Annotated in this window: 11 protein-coding genes and 1 pseudogene; 6 read left to right on the top strand and 6 right to left on the bottom strand. The window is 70.0% G+C overall.

What is annotated here, in order from left to right:
- Position 1: 1 nt before the first annotated feature.
- Complete coding sequence (locus ACFWP5_RS33785; RefSeq protein ID WP_384165331.1) at positions 2–1,294, bottom strand: ABC transporter substrate-binding protein; 1,293 nt, start codon at positions 1,292–1,294, stop codon at positions 2–4.
- Between the two features lie 75 nt (positions 1,295–1,369).
- Positions 1,370–3,499 (bottom strand): glycoside hydrolase family 27 protein, encoded by a 2,130-nt coding sequence (locus ACFWP5_RS33780; RefSeq protein ID WP_384165328.1) that lies wholly within the window; start codon positions 3,497–3,499, stop codon positions 1,370–1,372.
- A 235-nt stretch (positions 3,500–3,734) separates the two neighbouring features.
- Here ACFWP5_RS33780 and ACFWP5_RS33775 point away from each other — a divergent pair, with 235 nt between their 5' ends.
- Complete coding sequence (locus ACFWP5_RS33775) at positions 3,735–7,814, top strand: discoidin domain-containing protein (RefSeq protein WP_384165325.1); 4,080 nt, start codon at positions 3,735–3,737, stop codon at positions 7,812–7,814.
- A gap of 36 nt (positions 7,815–7,850) precedes the next feature.
- Here ACFWP5_RS33775 and ACFWP5_RS33770 read toward each other — a convergent pair whose 3' ends face one another.
- Entirely contained in the window at positions 7,851–8,297 is a 447-nt protein-coding gene (locus ACFWP5_RS33770; RefSeq protein WP_384165322.1) for an SRPBCC family protein, read from the bottom strand.
- A 221-nt stretch (positions 8,298–8,518) separates the two neighbouring features.
- Between ACFWP5_RS33770 and ACFWP5_RS33765 the strand changes: the two genes are divergently transcribed.
- Positions 8,519–9,487 carry an ATP-binding cassette domain-containing protein gene (locus ACFWP5_RS33765; protein WP_384165319.1) on the top strand — a complete coding sequence of 323 codons (969 nt, stop codon included), beginning with the start codon at positions 8,519–8,521 and terminating at the stop codon, positions 9,485–9,487.
- The gene (locus ACFWP5_RS33760) at positions 9,484–10,269 is read left to right on the top strand and encodes an ABC transporter permease (protein ID WP_384165316.1); all 786 of its coding nucleotides are present in this window, start codon (positions 9,484–9,486) and stop codon (positions 10,267–10,269) included. The genes ACFWP5_RS33765 and ACFWP5_RS33760 overlap by 4 nt, the downstream gene beginning before the upstream one ends.
- On the opposite strand, the gene ACFWP5_RS33755 is transcribed toward ACFWP5_RS33760, so the two are convergent.
- The 3 genes and pseudogenes from ACFWP5_RS33755 to ACFWP5_RS33745 all read right to left on the bottom strand — a co-directional run.
- A complete protein-coding gene (locus ACFWP5_RS33755) occupies positions 10,250–13,399 on the bottom strand; it encodes a BTAD domain-containing putative transcriptional regulator (protein WP_384165313.1) in 3,150 nt (1,049 codons plus the stop codon). The genes ACFWP5_RS33760 and ACFWP5_RS33755 overlap by 20 nt on opposite strands.
- A 35-nt stretch (positions 13,400–13,434) precedes the next feature.
- A complete protein-coding gene (locus tag ACFWP5_RS33750; protein WP_384165310.1) occupies positions 13,435–14,691 on the bottom strand; it encodes an MFS transporter in 1,257 nt (418 codons plus the stop codon).
- A 287-nt stretch (positions 14,692–14,978) separates the two neighbouring features.
- A pseudogene (locus ACFWP5_RS33745) lies at positions 14,979–15,227 on the bottom strand (response regulator transcription factor); the annotation flags it as partial.
- Positions 15,228–15,386: 159 nt separating this feature from the next.
- Between ACFWP5_RS33745 and ACFWP5_RS33740 the strand changes: the two are divergent.
- The 3 genes from ACFWP5_RS33740 to ACFWP5_RS33730 all read left to right on the top strand — a co-directional run bounded on the left by ACFWP5_RS33740 (position 15,387) and on the right by ACFWP5_RS33730 (position 17,665).
- Positions 15,387–16,400: an MFS transporter gene (locus ACFWP5_RS33740; protein ID WP_384165384.1), complete on the top strand. Its 1,014-nt coding sequence runs from the start codon at positions 15,387–15,389 to the stop codon at positions 16,398–16,400.
- An 87-nt stretch (positions 16,401–16,487) separates the two neighbouring features.
- On the top strand, positions 16,488–17,096 hold the full coding sequence (locus tag ACFWP5_RS33735; RefSeq protein WP_384165307.1) for a cysteine hydrolase family protein: 609 nt from the start codon (positions 16,488–16,490) through the stop codon (positions 17,094–17,096).
- Positions 17,093–17,665 carry a YbhB/YbcL family Raf kinase inhibitor-like protein gene (locus ACFWP5_RS33730; RefSeq protein WP_384165304.1) on the top strand — a complete coding sequence of 191 codons (573 nt, stop codon included), beginning with the start codon at positions 17,093–17,095 and terminating at the stop codon, positions 17,663–17,665. The genes ACFWP5_RS33735 and ACFWP5_RS33730 overlap by 4 nt, the downstream gene beginning before the upstream one ends.
- Positions 17,666–17,780 lie beyond the last annotated feature (115 nt).

Genomic DNA, 17,780 nt, shown 5'->3' with positions numbered 1-17,780 from the left:
GTCACGCGTTCCAGATCTTCTCGGCGTCGCGCTGCCAGTCGGTGAGGATGCTCCCGACCGACTTGGGCTTGGCCAGGAACTTGGTCAACGCGTTGTCCGCGGTGGGCTGGAGGGCGTCGCTGGAGTCCCGGTTGAAGAACTGGGTGACCTCGGCCGCCGCCTCCACGTGCTTGCGGCCCTTCTTGACCAGGGCCGTTCCGGCGTCCTTCGCGGCGGGGTTGCAGGGCAGGACGGTGCCGGAGGAACCCTTGATGTAGATCTCCTGGGCCTCGGCGGTCGCGAGGTACTTCATCAGGTCGATCACCTGGTCGTGACGGCCTGTACGGGCGCTGGCGAAGTAGCCATCAGTGGGCGCCTCTTCGGCGAGCGGGACCTTGGCGTCGATGACCGGGAAGCGGAAGAAGTCGATGTCGTCGAGGGCGTTCTTCGGCGCCGCGTCGGCGAAGAAGGTGCCGATGAGCATCATGCCGCTACGGCCGTTGAGCAGCGAGGTCGTGGCGTCCTGGAAGGCGACGGCGGCGCCGTTCGGGTCGAAGTACGGCAGCACCTCCTGCCAGCGGTCGAAGACCTTGCGCACCTCGGGGTCGTCGAACCGGTGTTTACCGGCGAGGAGTTCGCGGTGGTACTGGGCTCCGTTGATGCGGATGTCGAGGTAGTCGAACCACGCCGAGGCCACCCAGGCCGTGCCGCCGCCGGCGCCCAGCCCGATCGGGGTGACGCCCTTGCTCTTGAGCTTGTCGCACAGGCCGAGGAACTCGTCCCAGCTCTTGGGCTCGCTCACGCCCCACTTGGCGAAATTGGACTTCCGGTAGAACATGCCCCACCAGTAGTAGGTGGTGGGCACGAAGACCTTCTTGCCCGAACTCGACGACGTGCACAGCGAGTTGAGCGCCTTGGAATACCGCTTGAGGTCGGGCGACGAGGTCCACGCCTCGTCGAGGTCGAGCAGCAGGTTCTTCTTGGCGTAGGCGTCCGCCACCGAGCCGGGGTACCAGGTGTACACGTCCGGCGGGTTGCCCGAGGTGAGGTACGTCGGCAGCTGGGTGCGGAAGGTCTCCGCGGCGACCGTGTTGAGGCTCGCACGCTCGGAGCCCTTCTTGGCGTAGGCGGCGACGAGGTCCTCCATCGCGGCCTTGGCCTGCGGGGCGGAGAGGTTGGACTGGAGGGTCACCGCGCCCTTCGAGGAACTCTTGCCGGAGGAGGTCGAGGTGACACAGCCGCTGAGCAGTGCCGCCGTCCCCGCGGCGCCGAGTCCGGCGAGGAACCGGCGTCGGTCTGGCTGGTGGTTCGTCATGGATGGCTCCCTGTGGATCCCGCGCGGATCCAAGATTCACGTGGCGTCCCCACCACGTCAAGAATAATTACTAATTTATTTGAACTGGGTCCGGTGAACGTAGCCGTCGACTCCGCGGAACACCGCGTCGACCGCTCCGTCCGGCCCGGCCACCGCCCCGAGCGCACCGTCGAACGCGGCGCTGGGGAACGCCAGTTGCTTGGTCCAGCCCTGCCAGGCACCGTTCTCGTACCGCTGCTGCCAGAGCGTGTAGTCGGCGGCCCGCGCGTACAGCACCACGGCGTCCCCTACGGCGACCAGCGTCGGACTCCCGCTGACGGTGCCGCCGATCGACGCCCACGGCGACCACTCCCCCGACGTCTCCCGGGACCGCGTCCACACGTCGTCGGCCGCAGTGCGTACGGCGACCTGCACCCGCCCCTGAGCGTCCACGACGGCGGACGGCCGCCCGTACACCGACCGGCCACCGGGCGCGCCGAGCGAGGACCATCCGGACGACGGACCGCGCTGCGCGACCTGCCCGTCGGCACCCGAGGCGAACAGCGTCCAGTGCCCGGGATCGGTGAACGCCACCGTCGGCGCGTCGGTCACCCGGCCGCCCAGACTCTGCCACGCACCCCAGTGACCGCCGACGTGGACCCGCCGGTACACCCGGGAGTCGGCGCCACGCACGAAGACGTCGATCCGGCCGCCGGCCGAGGCGTACGCGGCGGGCTGGCCGAGAATCCCGCCCTTCGTGGGGCCGCCGAGGTCCCTGGTCCCGCCGTCGGCCTGTTGAGCGAGTGAGCCGTGCGGTCCCCGCAGGAACGTCGTGAGCGTGTCGCCGTCGCGGACGACGGCCGGGCTTGCCGTGGCCTTCGCGCCCAGACTCGTACCGGGCAGGGCGTCCGCCCCGGTCAACTCCAGGAACGCGGTGCCGTGCGCGGGGACCTCGACGGTGTACGAGCCCGTATGCGTGCCCCGGGAGGCCCGTGCCCGCAGATCCCGGACCTGAACCGGTCCGCCGAGCCCGGCATCCGCGAACTGCACGGTGCGCAGGGCGGGTTGGTCGGACCGGTTGAGCAGGACGACCGCGCGCCGCCCGTGCCCTTCCAGCACCTTGCTGTACACGTCGCCGACCGGGTCCGAGGCCACGCGCACGCCCTGGATCGCCAGCGGGTCCTGGTCGACGGCGATGATCTCCGGGTTGCGCAGGGTGGCGAGCATCGAGTCCGACAGGGTGCGCGGGTCGGAACCCAGGACGAGCGGCGAGCTCATCTCGGCCCACATCACGTACTGCGTGGTGGACTCCTCCTGGGTCAACTCCGGGGTTCCGTCGGCCATTTGACGCATCGGGATGAGGTAGTCCGGGTCGTTGTAGTGCCCGGGTCCCTGCGCCTCGGGGTGCCAGGCGTTCGCGTCCATGTTGCGCAGCACGTTGGGCCACTGACCGGGGCTCGGGGTGCCCCAGGCGATGTCCGTGCCGGTGCGCCAGGAGTCGGCGATCGTCGGGGCGTAGACGTACGTGTTGTGCGCGTCCTGCTCGGGTGTGTGCGGCAGGCCCCAGTCGTCGGTGAGCGGGTTGCAGAGGTTCAGCAGCATCTTGCGGCCGGACTTGGCCACCGCGTCGCTGAACTCCTTGAACGCCGGGCCCGGATCGAGCTTGGCACCGATCCCGCACAGGAAGTCGACCTTGACCGCGTCGATCTTCCAGCCGGCGAACTGCCGCGCGTCCGCGTCGTAGTGGCCCCTGCTGCCGAGCCCGCAGCTCTTGCCGCCGTCGTAGGTGCCGGCGTCGGTGTAGATGCCCGCCTTCAGGCCGCGCTGGTGGAGGTAGGAGACCAGCGCGGGGATGCCGGACGGGAATCGGTCCGGATTGGCGACCAACCGCCCTGTGGCGTCCCGCGGGTTGTCGGCCTGCCAGCCGCCGTCAAGCCACACGATGTCGTAACCGGCGTCCCGCAGACCGCTGTTGACCAGCCTGTCCGCGACACTGCGCACTTGCTGTTCGGTGGGCGCGCCCAGACCGTAGTACGTGTTCCAGCCCATGTACGGCGTCGGCGCGAGACCGCTGTCGTAGTAGTCGGGTGCGCCCTGGTCGACACCGGTCCGCGCCGTGGCCACCGGGGCGGCGGTCGCCGCCAGCACGGTCGCGATGGCGACGACGGTGGCGCGGCGCGTCCGTCTCGAAGCCGCGGGTGTGCGGACCTGCGGATGTGAAGTCACTTGCCTCTCCCGAGGGTTGGGAAGCAGGAGGACGTGACCCGGGCCGCACTGCGACAGGGGGCTTCCGGCGTCACGGCGACGACTGTGGCGCGCGACCGAAACCCTGTCAACATTAATTCCTAATTTATTAGAAGGAGGGATCGAACCTTGCACCAGGGGTTGACAGAGCTCCCCCCGCGTCACAGCCTTTGGCAACGTTGTCAGTGCCGCCGACGTTTGATGGGACATCACGCTCATGACAGATCAACCGGGTTCGCCACGCCCGTCGCGCCGCTCCGTCGTCACCACGGGTTCCACCCTGCTGGCGGGGTTCGGCCTGGGTTCCCTGCTGCCCATGTCGACCGCCTCCGCCACCGGTGGCGGCACGTCGACCGTGCCCTCCTCCCCCGGCGAACTCGCGCTCCACCGCCCGGTGTCCGTCTCCTCGACGGCCTACGCGCCCACCCCGGGTTCGTTCGTGGTGGACCGGCTCGCGTCACCGGGCGTGCGCGGCAGCGGATGGCGTGCCGCGGCGGGCGACCCGCAGTGGATCGCGATCGATCTGCAGGCCGTGTGCGCCGTCACGTCGATCCGTCTCACCTTCGAAGCCGACGCGAGCGACCCGGTGTTCACGCCTCCCACCTCGGGCAATCCGGCCGACGGCACAACGGGCAAGGAGATCCAGTCCAGTTACTCGGTCGAGTACGTCGTCGAGACGTCGACCGACCACACGTCCTGGACCAGCGCGTACCGCACCACGGCCGGCACGGGCGGAGTGGTCGACATCCAGCTCCCTCGCCCGGTCACCGCACGCTGGGTACGGCTGACCTCACTCAGGCGCTCCAACCCCAACCCCCTTGGCCTCAACGGCTTCGAGGTCTACGGCACCGTCGCGGGCCACCGGCCGTCGGCCACGGGATGGACGGACTGGGGCACGCACTCCGGTCCGGCACCCAAGCTGACGGTCGCCGAGGACGGCACGGTCCCGGTGGAGTCCGGCTGGCGGCTGACGCTCGACGACTGGGCCGGCGCCGACGGCACGAAGCTGTCGACGGCGTCCGTCGACACCAGCGGTTGGCTGCCGGCCACGGTTCCCGGCACGGTGTTGGCCTCACTCGTGGACCAGGGCAAGCTGCCCGACCCCGTGGTCGGACTGAACAACCTCCACATCCCGGAGGCGTTGTCACGTCATTCGTGGTGGTACAAGCGGGACTTCGAGCTGCCGCACGGGCTGCGCACCGGGTCCGGGCGCCGGACCTGGCTGGAGTTCGACGGCGTCAACCACACGGCCGACATCTGGCTCAACGGTCACCACGTGGGCGGACTGACCTACCCCTTCGCCCGCTCGGCCCACGACATCACCGAGCTGCTCGCGACGGGCGGGGCGAACGCCCTCGCGGTGAAGATCACGCCCATGCCGGTACCCGGCAGCCCCGGCGACAAGGGCCCCGCCGGCGAGTCCTGGGTGGACGCGGGCGCCAACCAGATGAACCTCAACTCCCCCACCTACCTGGCCTCTTCGGGCTGGGACTGGATGCCGGCGGTACGCGACCGGGCCGCCGGCATCTGGAACCACGTCCGGCTGAGATCAACGGGCCATGTCGTGATCGGCGATCCGCGTGTGGACACCGTGCTGCCGAACCTGCCCCAGGTGTCGGTCGCCGAGCTGACGATCGTCGTCCCGGTCCGCAACGCCGACACCGCGGAGCACAGGACGACGGTCTCCGCGTCGTTCGACAACGTGCGGGTCAGCAAGGTAGTCACCGTGCCTGCGGGCGAGAGCGTCGACGTCACGTTCACGCCTGCCGTCTTCGGTCAACTACGGTTGCGTGACCCGGCGTTGTGGTGGCCCAACGGTTTGGGCGACCCGGCCCTCCACAAGCTCACCATCGCCGCAACGCTCGACGGTTCCGAGAGCGACCGCCGCACCAGCCAATTCGGCATCCGCCAGTTCGGCTACGCGTACGAGGTACCGCTGCCGTTCGCCAACTCCGGTGACGCGTATACCCAGTCCGTGACGTTCGACCGCCAACAGGCCCGGTACGTCCGCGTCAAGTGCCTGACCAGGGCGTCCGGTTGGGGCTACTCCCTGTGGACCCTGGCCGTACGCGACAGTGCTCGGCCCGCCACCGACCTGGCCCTGCACGCGCAGGCCGACGCTTCGAGCACGGACGGGGATGACCACGGCTCCGGCAACGTGACCGACGGCGATCCGGGCACCCGTTGGTCCTCGGCCTACGACGACGACCAGTGGATCCGGGTCGACCTGGGGTCCGTGCAGTCCGTCGACGGGGTCGACCTGGTCTGGGAACAGGCGTATGCGAAGACCTACTTGGTGCAGGTCTCCGCCGACAACGCCACCTGGGCCGATGCCGCGTCGGTGGACAACAGCGCGGTTCCGCTGCCGTTCAACAACGGCAACGCGAGCCTGCAAGCAGAGGACTTCACCGCGCAGACCGCCCGCTACGTCCGGATCGCCTGCGGGTTGCGCAACACCAGTTGGGGCAACTCCCTGTGGTCCCTCGGCGTCATCGACAGTGCCGCCTCCGGAACCGACCTTGCCCTGCACCAGAAGACGACCGCGTCCACCGAGGATCCCGACCACCCGGCCGCGCACGCCACCGACGGCGATACGAGCACCCGTTGGTCCTCGGAGTACGAGGACCACCAGTGGATCCAGGTCGACCTCGGAGCCTCAAAACGTTTCGACCGGGTCGCCATCCTGTGGGAGTCGGCCTACCCCAAGACCTATGTGATCCAGGTGTCGGACGACGGGGACACGTGGACGGACGTGAAGTCGGTGTCCAACACCCCCGACCCGTTGAAGATCAGCGTGAACGGGGTGCGGGTCCTGGCGCGGGGCGGCAACTGGGGCTGGGACGAGCTGCTGCGCCGGATGCCGCCGGAGCGGATGGACGCGGCCGTGCGGATGCACCGCGACATGAACTTCACCATGATCCGCAACTGGGTCGGCACGTCCGACCGGGAGGAGTTCTTCGCCGCCTGCGACGAGCACGGAATCCTGGTGTGGAACGACTTCCCCAACGCGTGGGGCATGGACCCGCCGGACCACGACGCCTTCAACTCGATCGCACGGGACACCGTTCTGCGCTACCGCATCCACCCCAGCGTGGTCATCTGGTGCGGCGCCAACGAGGGCAATCCGCCCGCCGCCATCGACCAGGGCATGCGCGAGGCCGTGGAGGGACAGGCCCCCGGAATCCTCTACCAGAACAACTCGGCCGGCGGCATCATCACGGGCGGCGGACCGTACGGCTGGGTGGAACCGGAGAAGTACTTCGACCCAACCACCTACGGCAGCAAGGACTTCGGCTTCCACACCGAGATCGGCATGCCCGTCGTCTCCACCGCCGCCAGCATGCGCAACATGACGGGCGACGAGCCCGAGTGGCCGATCCGCGGCGCGTGGTATTACCACGACTGGAGCGAGCGCGGAAACCAGGCACCGCAGACGTACAAGGCGGCCGTAGAAGCGCGCCTCGGAACGACCACCGGCCTGGACGACTTCGCCCGCAAGGCCCAGTTCGTCAACTACGAGAACACGCGCGCCATGTTCGAGGCCTGGAACGCGAACCTCTGGGACAACGCCAGCGGTCTGATGCTGTGGATGTCCCACCCCGCGTGGCACAGCACGGTCTGGCAGACCTACGACTACGACTTCGACGTCAACGGCACGTACTACGGCGCCCGTTCGGCCTGCGAACCCCTGCACGTCCAGGCCGACCCCGAGGGCCAGGTCCTCGCGGTCAACCACACGCGCGACGGCTTGAAGAACGCCGTGGTCTCGGCGCAGTTGACCGATCTGACGGGTCGTCGGCTCGGCGGGAACAAGAGCGCGCGACTGGACGTGGCACCGGCGGCGACCACGAAGGCGTTCAGCGCCGCCTGGACCGACGACCTGCCGGACCTCCATCTCCTCCGCTTGACGCTGACCGGCGGCGACGGCCGGGTTCTGTCGCGCAACACCTACTGGCGCTATCGCACGCCGGCCGCCATGCAGGCCTTGAACACGGCACCTCAGACGAAGGTCTCCGCGACGATCGGCCGCCTGTCCCGTTCCGGAACCCGCACCGAACTGACCGCCACCGTCCGCAATCACGGTCCGGCCGTCGCCGCGATGGTCCGCCTCTCCCTGCTGAACGGCACGACCGGCCATCGCGTACTGCCCACGCTGTACAGCCACAACTACCTGTGGCTCCTGCCCGACGAGTCCCAGACCGTCACCCTGTCCTGGCCGACCCGGTCCCTGACCTCAGGTCGTCCGCTCCTGGAGGTGGAGGCGTACAACAGCCGCCCCGCGACGGCGAGTTCATAGGGTTTCTTGGGCTCTTGGGTTTCCTGGGACCGCCCGTCAGGACGCCTCCACCGCCGTCTTGATGCGTTGCCCGAACGCGGGCGCGTCCTTGCGGGCCGCGCCCAGGGCGAAGCCCACCAGGAGCTTGCCGACGCCGTGGCCTTCGAGGACGTTGTAGATCCGCACCTTGGTCGTGCCCGGACCAGTGGATTCCAGGTCGTAGCCGCCCTCGGCCGCCGTCACGACGTTCTTGGAGGCCTCGGTCCAGCGGATGCGGTGAGGGGCGTCGTATTCGGTGATCCGGAACTTCCGGCCCGTCTTCATACCGGCGTCCTTGACCGTGCTGGTGAAGACGGTGCCCACAGCCGTGGGGCCCTCGGGAGTCTTGGTGATCTCCTGGACCCTCGGGCTGAACTTGGGGTCGTTCGTGCCCTCGGCGAGAAAGGCGAAGACTTCTTCGACGGGGCGGTTGACCTCGGCTGTCGCCTCAAACTGTCCGGCCACGATTCCTCCTGTGCTGCGGTTGGAGTTCCGGCTGGGCGCGCGCCGATGTGCCGAGCACCATCAGCCTATCGGCGTGGCTCCGTCCGTGCTCCTTGTCGGTGCCACGGCGGCGGAGCGGGGTTCTCTGCACGCATCACCGAAGCGCTCGGCCCCGCCCGGTTCCAGGGCACTGAAACCACCGTGAAACCGAGCTGAATGCGCCCCGCCGCAAGCTCTGCGGCATGACGACAACGACCCACGAACTCGCGATCTCGGCCACCGGGCTGCGCAAGGCCTACGGGGACAGGACAGTGCTCGACGGCATCGACCTGGCCGTGCCGGCCGGTACCGTCTTCTCCCTGCTCGGCCCGAACGGCGCCGGCAAGACCACCGCCGTCAAGATCCTCTCCACCCTCGTCACCGCCGACGCCGGCGAGCTGCGGGTCGGCGGTCACGACCTGGCCACCGACGCGCAGGCCGTGCGGGCCTCGATCGGTGTCACCGGGCAGTTCTCCGCCGTCGACGGCCTGATCACCGGCGAGGAGAACATGTTCCTCATGGCGGACCTGCACCACCTGCCCAAGGAGGAGGGCCGGCGGGTCGCCGCCGAACTCCTGGAGCGCTTCGACCTCACCGAGGCCGCGAAGAAACCCGCCTCCACCTACTCCGGCGGCATGAAGCGCCGCCTCGACCTCGCCATGACCCTGGTCGGCAGCCCCCGGATCATCTTCCTCGACGAACCGACCACCGGCCTCGACCCCCGCAGCCGCCACAACATGTGGGGCATCATCCGGGAGCTGGTCTCCGGCGGTACGACCGTCTTCCTCACCACCCAGTATCTCGACGAGGCCGACGAACTCGCCGACCACATCGCGGTGTTGAACGACGGCAGGCTCGTCGCCGAGGGCAGCGCCGAGGAGTTGAAGCGGCTCGTCCCCGGCGGACACGTACGACTCCGCTTCACCGACCCGGACGCCTACCAGTCCGCCGCCGCGGCCCTGCGCGAGGTCACCCGGTTCGACGAGACGCTCTCGCTGCAGATCCCCAGCGGCGGCAGCCAGCGCGAACTGCGCGCCATCCTCGACTGGTTGGACGCCGCCGACATCGAGGCGGACGAGCTGACCGTGCACACCCCCGACCTCGACGACGTGTTCTTCGCCCTGACCGGCGGCGCGAAGGTCCCCAACCAGCCCAAGGAGAACGTCCGATGAGCACCCTCTCCCTCGCCGTGCGCGACTCGTCCACGATGCTGCGCCGCAACCTGCTGCACGCGCGCCGCTACCCGTCCCTCACCCTCAACCTGCTGCTCACGCCGATCATGCTGTTGCTGCTCTTCGTCTACATCTTCGGCGATGTGATGAGCGCCGGCATCGGCGGCGCCGATCGCTCCGACTACATCGCGTACATCGTCCCGGGCATCCTGATGATGACTGTCGGCAGCACCGTGATCGGGGCCGCGGTCTCCGTCGCCACCGACATGTCCGAGGGCGTCATCGCCCGCTTCCGGACGATGGCGATCCACCGCGGTTCCGTGATCATCGGGCACGTCGTCGGGAGCGTGCTGCAGGTGCTCGCCAGCCTGGTCCTCGTCGGTGCCGTCGCCGTGGCCATCGGCTTCCGGTCCACGGACGCCACGGTCCTGGAGTGGCTGGCCGCGTTCGGACTGCTCGCGCTGTTTTCTCTGGCGCTCACCTGGATCGCGGTCGGGATGGGCATGGCCAGCCCGAACGCCGAGGCGGCCGGCAACATGGCGATGCCGCTGATCCTCCTCCCGCTCATCTCCAGCGCCTTCATCCCGGCCGACACCATGCCGGGCTGGTTCCAGCCCATCGCCGAGTACCAGCCCTTCACCCCGGCCATCGAGACCCTGCGCGGCCTGCTGCTCGGCACCGAGATCGGCAACAACTGGTGGATCGCCATCGCCTGGTGCCTGGCCCTGTCCGCCCTCGGCTACCGCTGGTCGCAGGCACAGTTCAACCGCGACCCGAGGTAATCGCCATGACAGCGCGGGCCGCCTCCCGCAACTGGTCCCGCCCCAGGGCGGCGTACTCCGACACCGCGTCGGCGTACGCCGCCCTGTCGGCGTTCTCGGCCGCCTGCCGGGCGAGGTCCGCCGACATCGTCGGCTGGAACTCCCGCAGCACGCCGAGCCGTTCGGCCAGCGCGATCATCCGTACGGCATCGGCACCGGTACCCGCACCGGGTTCGCCGGACGCGATCCCCACCATGCCGAGGGCATGCAACATCGTCCCGAACAAAGGGAGTTCGGAGGGCGAGCCGACCGGTTCGGCGAGCAGCGTCCGCAGCCTCAGGCGCAGCCGGTCGACCAACTCCGCTACCAGCGCGAGCCGTCCGGCACGAGCGTGCGCCGTCACCGACACCGCCTGGACCATGAACGCCCACGGGTCGAGCCAGGCATCGTCGTCGCGCAGCGCGCCGGCCGCGAGCATGCGCTCCACGGCGCCGCGCCACAGGCCGAGTCCGACTTCCGTGAGTCCGCGGGCGAGCGCGATCTCGGCGCGCCCGCCGAGGTCGGGCCGGTAGAAGTCGTCCTCCGGCGGGGTGTTGTCGCTCTCCGCCTGCCGCAGCCAGTACTCGGCCTCGTCGGCGTCGCCGCGCTGCAGACAGGCGAGGACGAGGAGCGACCGGATACCGATGTGGTCGTGCCCGTCGCCGAGCCGCGGCAACACGGCGAGCGACGCCTTGAGATGCTCGTACGCCTCCTCGCCCCGCCCCGTCCGCAGGCACAGCTCGCTCAGCCGCGAGTGCACCATGAGCTGCACGGACGGATTGTCGACCCGCGCCAGTCCGACGACCGTCCGGCGGGCGGAGACCAGCGCGCGCTCGATGTCGTGCTGGAACTCCCAGACGTAGCAGGCCACGCACTCGGCGATACCGGAGAGCAACGGCCCCTCGCCGCCCCCGACTTCGCACAGCCTGCGCAGCACGTCGTAGTCGGGCGGCCGTATCTCGGGGATCGCGCTCAGCACGATCGCGGTGGCGCGCATCAACGAGGTCGGCGGGGCCGGCGGCAGCCGCCGGAGGGTGACGAGCTGGCGTACGGCGCGTGGGCCCGGGCCCATGAACACGGTCACCGTGCCCAACACCGCGGCGGTGCGGGCGACTTCGACGTAGTCGGGCGCGGGGTGGTAGTGCGAGAGCGCCGGGCCGGTGTCCTCGGCGAGGGCCATGAGGCGGGGGTAGTTGGTGCCGGTGGACCACAGGCCGGCGAGGACGGCGGTGACGGCGGCGGTCGCGGGGTTGTCCGTACGGGCCAGGGCGTGCCGCAGGGCCGCCACGAGGTTGTCCTGCTCGACCTTGATCCGCTCCCAGGCGGCCTGCGAGTCCGAACCGAAGAGCACGTCGTGGTACGCGACCCCGAAGTCCCGCGCCCAGACGAGGAATTGGTCTACGGCCGCCTCGTCCTCGCCCGCCTCCGTACGCCGGGCCGCGCTGAACTCCCGTACGGTCTCCAGCATGCGGAACCGCACGCCGGCCGGGGTGTCGGCGACGGTGAGCAGCGACTGGTCGGCCAACTGCTCCAGCAGGAGCAACGCGTCCTCGCCGAGCACCTGTTCGGCCGCCTCGCCGGAGAAGCCGCCGGGGAAGACGGACAGCGTGCGCAGGGCGGCCCTGGCGTCCTCGGCAAGGAGGTTCCAGCTCCACTCCACGACCGCGTGCAGTGTGCGGTGGCGCTCCGGCACGTCCCGTGCCCCGCCGCGCAGCAGCGCGAACCGGTCGCCGAGGCGGCGGGCGATGTCCGGCACCGACAGGACGCGCACCCGCGCCGCCGCCAACTCCACGGCGAGCGGCAGCCCGTCGAGGTGGCGGCACAGCTCGGCCACCGCGTCCGGCGGCAGCTCCACACCGCTCCGGGCGGCCCGGGCCCGCTGCGTGAAGAGCTCGACCGAGACGCCGAGGCCGAGCTCCGGCAGCGCGTAGACCGCCTCCGACGTGAGGCCCAGCGGGGACCGGCTGGTGGCGAGCACCCGTAGGTCCTTGGACGACGAGACCAGGGCCTGTACGAGGTCGGCGGCGCCCCGAATGACCTGCTCGCAGTTGTCGAGGACCAGCAGCGCGGGCCCGGAGCCGAGCACGCCGAGGATGCCGGACACCGGGTCGCCCGAGGCAGGCCCGTTCATGGCACCGGCGCCGAGCGCGGAGGCGACCTCCGCGGCCACGTCCGTGTCCTCGGTGACGCCGGCGAGCGGCACGAAGTACACCACGCGCTGCTCGGCCCGGCGGCTGACGGCGTGCGCGAGCCGGGTCTTGCCGAGGCCGCCGAGGCCCACGACGGTGACGGCGCGCGAGGAGCGGAGCAACCCTTCAACCGACGCGATGTCCTCGTCGCGGCCGAGCAACGGGTTCGGCTCGTGCGGCACACCATGCCGGGCCACCGGCGCCTCGCCGCGCAGCAACTCCTGTTGTACGGCCTTGAGTCCGGCGCCCGGGTCCGTGCCGAGTTCGTCGCGCAGCTCGCGGCGGTACGCCTCGTACCGGGTCAGCGCGGCGGACGGACCCGCGGTCGCCGCCTCGCCGCGCAGCAGCTCACCGAGCACCTCCTCGTCGCGCGGATGCGCCAGGGCGGCGACGGCCAGCGGTCCGGCGGCCTCCGCGTGCCGTCCGAGGCGGGCGAGCGCGAGCGCCTGCGCGCGGACGAGCGTGTCGCGGACGGGGGCGCGCTCGGCGCGCAGCGCGGCCACGGGGTCGTTGGTGTCGCCGCCCTGGTCGGGGGTGCCCTCCCACAGCGCGAGCCCTGCCTCGGCGGCGGCCAGCGCTCCCGTGTGGTCCCCGGCCCTGGCCCGGTCCGCGCAGGCGGCCGCGTGCAGCAGCAGGGCCGAGCTGTCGACCTGGTCCTCGGCGAGGGCGAGCCGGTATCCGGTCGGCGTGCTGACGATGAGGTCCGCGCCCAACTGCGCCCGCGCCCGGGACACGAGAACCTGCAACGCCTTCCCCGGCCGCTCCGGCAACTCGTCCGGCCACAACCCTTCCACCAGCCGCTCGGTGCTGCAGCCGGTGCGCGAGTCGCCCGCGAGCAACGCGAGGAGACCTCGCAGACGGGGCGCGGTGACCTCCTGTCTTCGATAGGCGACACGCGGCAGCAGGGTCAGGTCAATGGTCACCCGTGCAGGTTAACCAAGGCCCCGCCACCGCTTCCCTACTCGGCACCAGGTCGATCACGTGCAAGAGCGTGAAGATCCTTGCCCAGGCGTACGAGCGGGGACAGCGCCATCACCACCGGGGACAGCACCATGCCCCCGGCCGTCACGAGGAGGCCGGTGCGCAGCCCCCACTCCTGCGCGAGGAACCCGCCGACCAGTGAGCCCAGCGGCGCCAGCCCCATGCCGGCGAACGTGATCGTCGCGGCCGCACGCCCCTGCATCCCGTGCGGAGTCACGGCCTGCCGGACGGCCATGACCGTGACGCTCACCAGCTGTCCGGCGGTCCCGAACACGAAGTTGACCGCGAGGAGGACGGAAATCGTCGCCGCGGACGAGCCCTGCAGCGCGGGCACACACAGGAACGCGCCGTCGCCGAGTGCCGCCGCGCCCACGAGCACCGTGCCGTATCCGAACCGGCCCGGCAGCCGGGCGGCCAGTACCGAGCCGAGGAGCGCACCGGGACCGGTCGCCGCGAGCGCCAGGCCTACGGCGGTGCCCGACAGGTGCAGTTCGCGTGGGAGGAAGAGCAGATAGACGGTCATCGTCGCCGCGAAGAAGAACTGGAAGGCGGCCGCGGCGAGACACACGGCCCGCAGCGAGGAGTCGCCGGCGACGAAACGCAGGCCCTCATGGATCCGCCGCCATACGCGAGGGGAACGTTCCGAGCGCTCCGGGACGGACTCGGTACGGCGGATCCGTCGGACCGACAGGAACGACAGCGCGAAGAACAGCGCGCTGGAGGCGACAGCGATCGGTGCCGACAGCAGGGTCACCAGGGCGCCGCCGAGGGCGGGACCACCGATCTGAGCGGCGGACCTGCTGCCCTCCAGCACACTGTTGCCCCGCACCAACTGATCGGACATCACCAGCCGTACGAGAGAGGCTTGGTAGGCCACGTCGAAGAACACGGACAGGACCCCGGCGACGAAGGCCAGCACGAACAGGGCGGGCAGACCAAGCCAGTTGAGCAATCCGGCTACGGCGGCCGCGCCCAGCACCAGGGTTCGGCCGACGTCGGCCACCACCATCACCGTACGCGTCCGCCATCTGTCCACCCAGGCACCGACGAGGAGCGAGAGCAGCAGGATCGGCGCCTGCTCCACCGCACGCAGGACACCCAGCTGTCCGGCACCGATGTCGAGCGTGAGGACGGCGAAGAGCGGTAGGACCACCAGGCTCGTCTGTTCGCCGAGTTGGGAGACTGTCTGCCCCAACCAGAGCCACCGGAAGTCATTGTTCGAAGTGGACGGCACAAGAACCCTTTGAGTTGCCGACAACGAGACCCGCGACCCGGCGCGCGCGAAGGACGCGCCCACGGTTCGAGCGGGGAGGGAAAGGCTCGCTGTGCCGCAGCAACATCAAGGGCGGCACGCGATGACGGGCCGATCACGGCCTACGACGTCAACGCGCGCCCGGACGACCGGGCATCTCTGGGCTCCAACTTCTCGGCGGTCACTGGCGGTTGGGACAGTAGCTCTCGGAGGCCTTGCGCGAAACGCAATTACCGCCCCTTCGGAGCGCCCAGCCCACCTGGCCCCACTCACTCCGCGCTCAGGAACCGCAGTACCGCCAGCACCCGGCGATGGTCGCTGTCGACCGACGGCAGACCGAGTTTCATGAAGATGCTGTTGATGTGCTTGGCCACCGCGCTGTCGCTGACGACCAGTTGTCGGGCGATGCCGGAGTTGGAGCGTCCCTCGGCCATCAGGGCCAGTACCTCACGCTCGCGAGGAGTCAGTCGGTCCAGTGGGTCGCTGGCTCGCCGTAGGAGGAGTTGGGCCACGACCTCGGCGTGTTCTTCACCGTGTGGGCCTACCGCACCCTGCGCGAGACCGCAAAGCACGACGGCGGCCGCATCGACTGGTGGGGCAACATCACCTTCGCGGTGGGCCTCAGCGCCACCCTGATCGCGATCACCTTCGGCCTCCAGCCCTACGGCGGTCACACCATGGGCTGGACCAACCCACTGGTCGACATGCTGATAGCCGGCGGACTGCTTCTCCTGGCGGCGTTCGTCGTCATCGAGAACCGCGTCTCCGCACCGATGATCCAGCTGAGCCTCTTCCGCCAACGGGCCTTCACCTTCGGCAACTTGGCGGGCCTGGCCATCTCGATCGGCCGGGGCGGGATGCAGTTCGTGCTGATCATCTGGCTGCAGGGGATCTGGCTCCCGTTGCACGGCTACGACTACGGCGACACCCCGCTGTGGGCCGGCATCTTCATGCTGCCGCTGACCGCGGGCTTCCTCGCCGCGGGTCCGGTGTCCGGGTATCTGTCGGACCGGCTCGGTTCCCGGGGGCTGGCCACCGGCGGCGCGGTGTTGTTCGGCGCCAGCTTCCTGGGTCTGATGTGCCTGCCGATCGACTTCAGTTACTGGATCTTCGCGGTGCTGATCGCGCTCAACGGGATAGCCAGCGGGATGTTCGCCTCCCCCAACTCCTCCTCGATCATGGGCAGTGTGCCCGCCCGGTTGCGCGGTGTCGCGTCCGGCATGCGTGCCACCTTCCAGAACTCCGGTACCGCCGTCTCCATCGGCGTGTTCTTCTCCCTCATGATCGCCGGACTGGCCGGCAGCCTCCCGCACACCCTCACCGCGGGACTGCAACAGCAGGGCGTACCGGCCCACTTGGCCGCTCAGGTCGGCGGGCTGCCCCCGGTCTCGTCCCTGTTCGCCGCGCAGTTGGGCGTGAACCCGATCCAGCACCTGCTCCAGCCCAGCGGCGTCCTGACCCATCTGACGGCAACGCAGCAACACACCCTGACCGGCAGCGAGTTCTTCCCGACCCTGATATCCGGACCCTTCCACTCCGGCCTGGTCATCGTGTTCGCCTTCGGCGCCACCCTCGCCTTCCTCGCCGCGATCGCCTCCCTGCTGCGCGGCGCCAGCACCGGCCCCACGGCCAAGACCCCCGGACCGCGTGAGCCCGCCACGGGCGACGCCCTCGCACGACCGGACAGGTAGGCCGTCGGCTGAGCGGCCCCCTTATTTTCCCCGCCTTCTTTCCCCGCGCCCGGCAACCGGCCGGCATCCACAGGAGAAGCAACTCCCATGCCACTGACAACAATCGACCCCGCGTCCGCGCTCGTCGTGGTCGACCTGCAGAAGGGCATTGTCCCGGCCCTCACCGACGCCCCGGTCACCGCCGCAGTCAAGCAGGCAACCCACCTCGCCACCGAGTTCCGGCGACACGGACTCCCGGTGATCCTGGTCAACGTCACCGGCCGCGCTCCGGGACGTACCGACACCGGACGTTCCGCGAACAGCCCCATGCTGGGGCGCATTGACACCGGCCAGTCCGCCAACACCGCCACGCCGCCCGCCGGTTGGGCCGACCTCATCGACGAACTCGACGTACAGCCGACCGACCACCTGATCACCAAGCGGCGGCGCAGCGCGTTCCACGACACCGGACTCGACACGCTCCTGCGGGACTTGAGCGTCACACAGGTCGTGCTCTCGGGCATCGCGACCAGCTCGGGCGTCGAATCGACGGCACGCTCGGCCTCCGACCACGGCTATCACGTCGTCCTGGCCACCGACGCCATGGGCGATCCCGACCCCGAGGCCCATCGCCACAGCGTCGAGCGCGTCTTCCCCAAGCTGGGCGAGACCGCGACCACCGCCGAGGTCATCGACATGGTGGGGGCGACGCGATGACCCTGCTCGGTCGACTCCTGAAGAACCGCAGGGCGGGCGAGACGCACACGGCGTGGAACCTGCCCAACCTGCGAGGCCCCGAGCTGCTGACCCTCACCAGCCAGGACTTCGGCGACGGCGACACCATGCCGCTGAAGCACTGCGCGAAGCAGATCGGCGGCGACGACCTGTCCCCTCAGCTGGCCTGGTCCCCACTCCCACCCGGCACCGCCCAACTCCTTCTGGTCGTAGAGGACATCGACGTCCCCATGGCCAAGCCCGCCGTGCACTGTCTCGCCCTGATCGACCCGGCGGCCGGACACCTGGAGCCCGGCGCCCTGGCCGCGCGGCAGCCGGGACCCGGGGTGCGCATCCTCCGCTCGACCATCGGACGGGGCTACCACGGTCCCGCGCCCGTCAAAGGCCACGGGCCACACCGCTACGTCTTCGAGCTGTTCGCCCTCTCAACCCCCGTGGACAGCACCCCGGGCCCCACACCGGTGGACCGGGCACGTCCCCGCGCCTTCCTGCCCACGGTCACCGCAACCGTCCTCGGCCGTGGCCGACTGACCGGCGTCTACGAACGCTGACCTGTCCAACCGGACCTACCGGCTCTGCTGACCCTCGCGGCAGGAGGTGTCGAGCGGGACTCCGTTGTCCTCCAGCACTTCGGCGATGCTCTTGTCGGCGGGCACGGTGTAGACC

The organism is Streptomyces sp. NPDC058469 (assembly GCF_042721125.1).
Taxonomy (GTDB): Bacteria; Actinomycetota; Actinomycetes; order Streptomycetales; family Streptomycetaceae; genus Streptomyces.
This window is presented reverse-complemented; position numbering and strand designations above follow the sequence as displayed.